A 6,489-nucleotide genomic window follows, 5' to 3' on the forward strand; every position below is an offset into this window, starting at 1 on the left:
AGAGGCCTTAATTAACGCACTCGTAGATTCAGAAGCTGCTTCACTCGCACGTAATGATTCACTAGCTGCTTTTGAAGTTGATTCGGATTCTGAAACACTAGCTGCCTGCGATGCTTCAACCGACTTACTCGTTGATGCAATTTCGCTTTCCTTCACTGATTTGCTGGTTACTTCTGATGCCGACTCATTCTCACTCAGCGACTTACTATTTGCCTTCGAAGTCTCAATCGAAGTTGATTCGGACTCAGAGGCCTTAATTGAGGCGCTTGTAGATTCAGAAGCTGCTTTGCTTTCCTTAATTGACTTACTGGTTGCTTCTGATGCCGACTTACTTTCGCTCAACAACTTGCTGGTCGATTGTGAGGTTTCAATCGAAGTTGATTTTGACTCAGACGCTTTAATTGACTTGCTAGTCTGTGCTCGTTCTTCCTCGGTTGAGTTCAACTGACCATTCAAGTCCCAACGTCTAAACGTGCCTCTGGTTTCGATCGTATCAGCAGCGATATTCCCAGCAAAATCCACATCAGTAATAACGTGAGCGTTAGGCGCTAAGACACTGCCAGCAAAGGGGCTCTGAAATTCAATCGTGCTGCTGGTCGTACCAAAGTTCCACAGCAGGTGATTAGGTTCTCCTTGCCAGACATTACTACTGCCATACCAGTTTCCATCAAACCAATTTTTCCAATCTGAGTATTGTAATTGCAGATGACGATTAATCTGAATCGTTTGGCCTTCTGGCAGATTCGTTACGTTGATCACCACCACTGGGCCAAAATTAGACTCAGTCAGGCCGACAATTCTAGTGTTGCGTGCTCCCGTCAAATATTCATATGGAACATTGACATAAATTCGATTATTGGCATCTGGACGCACTCTGGAAACGTTAATTATGTAGTCGGTATTAGAAGGATTCGTATCAATCCGTGGATTTTGATATCCTTGCCAAACACCCCATGTGTCGTACTTATGCTGACTTAAATTCTGAGCGTTGCTGCTAAGGATTTTAAAAATTTGTTCAAAATCGATGTAGTTGCTACCAGCTTCATCTTGATAAATATCAGCGTTATAGCCTGGTAAGACGTGATTCATTCGAACATTATTTACGTATAGCATGCCATTTCTTTGACTTATTCTGGCATCAACGTCTTGCCCAAAAACAATGTGATTATGGTCAGCTGAAAAAGCATTGCTGCCAAGCCAACCGCTGATTTTTTGAATATAGTCAACATCGCCATTAGTAAGGTTACCGTTAATATCACCTCGAGTACCGAACTCCTGGCCGCCTTGATAATCCCCAGTTGCCAGATTGCCGCGATAATCGGCGTCGATTTTTAAATGCTTGGAGAAAGTCCCAAAAATTGATGCCAGATCAAGCGTACCGTTACCATGACAATTTTGAATATAATTGTAAAAATTATCTAAATCATGGTTAAAGAAGCTATCAAAAATTTCTCCCCAAGTGTCATTAAATATGTGATTCCAGTCAAAATTGTATGTATTCTTATTATTAAGATACTTATCTTCTAAGATAGTATTAGGATGAGTAACTTGATTAGACTGTTGTACCCATAGCTGACTTAAAACCGTCTGAAGATAGTTGGCTGCGGTTGCTTGAGGATCCACACTAGCCATGGTTAAGGTATTAACAGACTGACTGGTTGTGGTCTGACTATAATCTGGTGCTGTCCCTGCCTGTGAGTTCTCACTTGCTGAATTATTGACTTCGCTTGTCGTTGAGCTGCCGTCCGCATTTTTACTGTCATTAACCAAACTGTCCGCCATAGTCTGACTGCCTTCAGATAAGGTATTTGAATCACTCGCTGAATTCAGACTATTCTCTGTGCTAGTCGAACTAGTTGTTGAATCTTCAGCCATCTCAGATTTGCTCGTACTGGTTTCTGTGGTTGTACTGTTAGCTGAATCAAGACTATTTGTGCTATCAGTCGAACCGCTAACCGACTCACTTTGCGTATTTGATGAAAGACCAATTGCCATTGAGCTGCGCGAATCCAACGTCCGCTGCAATTGCGTACTGTCAGCCATTGCAGTCGTTGGCATCAGCATGGTTGCACCGGCGATCGTCCCAATTGTAGCAATTGCTTTTAAGTAGTCTTCATATGAAGTTTCATCATCTTCATCTATCGAATCCGCTTTCAAAAAGGTCCAAAAGCGTGACAATGAACTGCACCAGCCCCGATGCGTCTTATAAAGTTTTACGCGTTCAGTTTCATCAACTTTTGAATTTTTTCGGACATGTTTTGATTTCACGTTAATCTTCCTTTATGTATAAAAATTTTACTGCCAAAGATCTATTATCTTAGCCAATGAATGCTTATTAATTTAGAAAACAAGCGTGATCGCTAAATTATAATTTATAAATTGACATTTATTCATAGCAATCAAGAAGAAAGGATTGAATAGTATTTTAACCCCTTTTAATGGGTAATATGTAATTATAACAACGCTTTGCTAAACAATCAGTATATATAATTATTAGTTTATGTTATCCAATGAAAAATTACCAGAAATAAATTAGTGTCTTTTTAGTTTTAGCGAAACCAAACAAAAAACATCAGTGTTGTTTGCATTATCACCAAAAAATTCATTTATTGATCTATCACTTGAATACATGAAGAAAATTGCATTGACAATCGTTTATCTAAATTTTTCGAAAATAATTGAAGTGTGAATGATTTTTGCTTATTTTGGGAATTTTTAGCTTTTTCCTATGCTTGGCCAACAAACATATTTATAATCACATTTAAGACTTTAATGAATTTTTTCAAAGAGATATTCATTTTACAAAGGGGCTTTTTATGAAGATCAAATCAAAAAAATGGGTTGGGATTGGAATTGGCGTCGCGTTACTGTGTCTGGCATTGGCAATTGGTCTAGGAATCTACCTGCATTCAACCAGTCAGTCTACCAAACCACAGCGAGAAACTCACTCATCCAAAATCACGGTTAATCAATTTATCAAAAAGATTGCGCCAATTGCCCAAAAAGAGCAAAAAAAGTACCACATTCCTGCTAGCATTATCATTGCTCAGGCTGGCACCGAGTCAAACTGGGGCCGCAGCAAGCTGGCTTATAAATACAACAATCTTTTCGGCATCAAAGCTACTTCTAAAAAAAATCGCGTTCGCATGTATACCAAAGAAAACATCAATGGCAAGACAGTCGAAGTCAAGCAGTATTTTGCCGTATACAATAGCTGGGAGGCTTCACTAAAGGCCCATGCCGAGCTACTTGCTCATGGTACCAAGGCCAAGCCAAACGTATTTAAAGACGTGCTAAAGGCAAAGAACTACCAAGAAGCTGCCTGGGCGCTACAAAAAGACGGCTACGCAACGGATCCTAATTACGCTAACGAACTAATTTACGCGATCAAAAAATTTAAGCTTTATAAATTTGATCAATAATATTCCGCATCTTTGAGATTTCCTGTCTGATATTGGCAAATGTCAGTACTAGGCTTTTATTTAAGAAAAGTAGGTAATGATCTTTTCGTCATATCAGTATGCCGGCCTTTTTGCATATTCATTACTAACAGGTAATTCAACCCCATCGTAATTATCGCTCGCACGTCTCGGTCTGCCATTGACCATTACTAGTGCCCGAGAATTTCTATAACCTCTATTAAATAATAAAAGCCCCGCAACCACTTTGGCTGTGAGGCTTCTTTTTACAGATTCAGTTCAAACGCCCAGCGCAGTGGATCATTGGGCTCATCCAAAATGTTGATGTGACCGCGTCTAATAAAACCATTGCTGGTGGCAACGTGCTGCATTGCTTGATTCAGATCATGCGTATCGACACGGAAATTATGAATTCCCTGCTCATTTAAAATTGAAATCAAATTGCTCATGAAATATTTGGCTAAGTGCTGTCCCCGATAATCCTGGCTTAATGCCAAACGATGAATGGCAGCGTATGGTTCGGTATTATTTTGCCAGGCACCATCAATTTCTTGATAGTTTGGATCATTGCCAATGATTGCCGCCGCATAACCGGCAACCTGGCCATCGACCTTCAGCACCCAAGCTGATTGATTGGCTAAGTCTTGAGCAACTGTATCAGTATTTGGATATCCCGCCTGCCACTGTGGACTGCCAGAAGCCTTTAAGAATGCCTTGGCTTGATCAAAAATTTTCCCGATTGCTGGAATATCGGCCTCTTTGGCGCGAGTAACGTAAATAAGACTCATGATTTTCCCCTTTTCAGATTGAATTTAAATATTTAGACAAGCTTAACATGAATAATTGCCATAAGAACAACTATTTTTCATGGTCTCTTGCCTCAACCGACTTGAGCAGAGCAAAACGTCGCCGTAAAGTCGAAATACTAATTCCAGTGCGCGTTGAAAGTTCGCGGTAAGTCAGCCCTTTTTGATGAAGTTGATAGGCCTGCCAGATTTTTTCATCTGAATAGACTTTTGGTCGGCCTTCATGATATTTCGGATTATGACGGCGAGCATATGACTTGCCTTCTTGAGTCCTGATAACGATCATATCCCGTTCAAACTGGGCAAAAGCCGAAAACACGGTAAAAATCAAGCGACCAACCGGCGTATCGTCAATCGTGCCCATATTCAAAATGTTGATCTTCACCTGATTTTCAAACAACTGCTGAATTACTTGCAGAGCTTCACCTGTATTACGCGCAAATCGATCCAGCTTGGTGACGATAATCACATCGTTTGGTTGAACGATTGCCAACAAGCGTGCAAATTCCGGACGTTTGGTAGTCGTTCCCGTATATTTTTCCTGGAATATTTCGTCAACCCCGACCTGTTCTAACAGTTGCAGCTGTGTCGATAAACTTTGACTTTCCGTGCTTACTCGCGCATATCCGTACTTCATGTTCTAAACACCACACCAAGACAATTTAAGTATCAAAAGCATGCGTGTGGGCTCTCCTTTCTTTAATCAGTTATTACCTTTTTTGGTACATTATCTTTTCAAAACTTTTGATTGCAACAAAACCGTTCTATTGTAGCAAATGATTTCCTTTTATAAACAATTTTTTGATAAAATGAATTGGTATTTTTAATGAATGACCACTTTATGGTGATATTAAATCACATAGATGCATTCATAAACTATTAGTATATTTTTAACTATAAAGACAAAAAGGCCCAACCTTTGAAGAATCAAAGGATGAGTCTTTTTTTATCATTGATGAATCTGTTCTTATTTCTTCATCTAGTTTTCGTGACGCTTCTTCTTAGAGCCAAAGCCCAGGCCAAGACCGGCTGCAAACATTGCTCCTGCCAAGCCCAGTGCGCCCTTTTCATTGTTGGCGTTACCAGTTTGTGGCAATTGTTGAGCACCAGCATTGTTTTGGGTTTGACCTGACTGGCCGTTTTGAGCGGATTGACCAGTCGTTGAACCGCCATTCGTTGCTTGACCACCATTGGAAGCATTGCCGCCTTGGTCAGTTGCCTTGCCAGAATCAAGCTTCTTGTAGGTGATGTTGATCGTCATGTCTTGGTCATTTGGCGTAACCGTAATTTCTGGAACAGATGCGGATGGCACGTATCCAGGAATGTTTGGTACGTCAACGCTTTCCAAAACGACATTCTTCGACCATGGTCCATAAGTTACTTCACCGGTAACCTCATCAACCGTTGCACTCCGCGTAAATTCAGCCTTCTGCGTGATCGTCTGCGTCTTGCCATCTGGCGTCGTAATGTTGATCGTCCGCGTAACGGTCTTGTTCAGATCATCCTTGGCAACACCGCTTGGGTAATTCTTGCCAGGGTTGTCCGGCAATACATCAGCCGGCGTCTTTGGATTGTCTGGCGTAACGATCGTCGTAGCGTGCGTGAAGTAGTACTTGAAGTATTGGTGAACTTCAGAATTCTTGTCGTAGGTCGTGCCGGCAACAAAGACATTGTTATTAGCATTGTCCTTGTCAAAGACGTAACCTTGCTTTTCGAGTTCCTTAACGACTTCATTTGGATCCTTAGTAAAGCTGATCGTTTCATCAGTCTTGCCATTTACGATTTCACGCGTGTTGCTGATTTCCTTGCCCGTTGTTTCATCATAGAAGATTGCTTGAGCTTCTTGAGGATCACCAACATAAACGACCGTCTTGACAATGTCTTTTGAATCTGGCGTAACGGTGAATTCGTTAATTTGCTGGTGGTTTGGCGTGTAACCTTCGACTGCTGGGCTGGTTACGGCAGCAAACGTCTTGCTGTCAGCCTGCTTACCATCAACCGTCCATGGATCGTAGGAAACAACCTTGCCGGTAACGTTATCGGTCGTGTAGCCGCGCTTGAAGGTTACTGCTGTCGTGTAGTCTGGCTGAACGGTTTGGTTGTTTTCGTCGACGTAGTGAATCGTTTCCGTAACCGTCTTTTGATCAGCATTTTCGTCGGTTGCATCGGTATGCGTCGTGCCATGCTTGAAGTGAACTTCATAGGTTGGCGTGCCAACACCGAACTTAGTACCTGGCTTAAAGCCGTCCGATACCAGAACGTAA

Annotated in this window: 5 protein-coding genes; 1 reads left to right on the forward strand and 4 read right to left on the reverse strand. The window is 41.4% G+C overall.

Annotation, left to right across the window (positions count from 1 at the left end; translation table 11 throughout):
- Nucleotides 1-2,268: serine-rich glycoprotein adhesin (locus ACLUWI_RS09760; RefSeq protein ID WP_412147165.1), on the reverse strand; the 2,268-nt coding region annotated here is incomplete at its 3' end.
- Nucleotides 2,269-2,816: 548 nt separating this feature from the next.
- On the opposite strand from ACLUWI_RS09760, the gene ACLUWI_RS09765 reads away from it, so the two are divergent.
- Nucleotides 2,817-3,422, forward strand: coding sequence for a glycoside hydrolase family 73 protein (locus ACLUWI_RS09765; RefSeq protein WP_412147166.1), 606 nt, complete (start codon nt 2,817-2,819; stop codon nt 3,420-3,422).
- A gap of 263 nt (nt 3,423-3,685) precedes the next feature.
- On the opposite strand, the gene ACLUWI_RS09770 is transcribed toward ACLUWI_RS09765, so the two are convergent.
- From ACLUWI_RS09770 to ACLUWI_RS09780, 3 genes are all read right to left on the reverse strand, one after another.
- Nucleotides 3,686-4,207, reverse strand: coding sequence for an N-acetyltransferase family protein (locus tag ACLUWI_RS09770; RefSeq protein ID WP_412147167.1), 522 nt, complete (start codon nt 4,205-4,207; stop codon nt 3,686-3,688).
- Between the two features lie 70 nt (nt 4,208-4,277).
- On the reverse strand, nt 4,278-4,862 hold the full coding sequence (locus ACLUWI_RS09775) for a recombinase family protein (RefSeq protein ID WP_412147168.1): 585 nt from the start codon (nt 4,860-4,862) through the stop codon (nt 4,278-4,280).
- Between the two features lie 342 nt (nt 4,863-5,204).
- Nucleotides 5,205-6,489 (reverse strand): mucin-binding protein (locus tag ACLUWI_RS09780; RefSeq protein ID WP_412147169.1); only part of this gene is annotated, 1,285 nt, incomplete at its 5' end.

Origin of the sequence: Limosilactobacillus mucosae, from assembly GCF_046939755.1 — a bacterium.
Lineage (GTDB): Bacteria > Bacillota > Bacilli > Lactobacillales > Lactobacillaceae > Limosilactobacillus > Limosilactobacillus mucosae_A.

Excerpts from the sequence above, each read along its gene's own strand:
- ACLUWI_RS09770 (WP_412147167.1), bottom strand. The coding sequence starts at position 4,207 with ATGAGTCTTATTTACGTTACTCGCGCCAAAGAGGCCGATATTCCAGCA.
- ACLUWI_RS09775 (WP_412147168.1), bottom strand. The coding sequence starts at position 4,862 with ATGAAGTACGGATATGCGCGAGTAAGCACGGAAAGTCAAAGTTTATCG.
- ACLUWI_RS09765 (WP_412147166.1), top strand. The coding sequence starts at position 2,817 with ATGAAGATCAAATCAAAAAAATGGGTTGGGATTGGAATTGGCGTCGCG.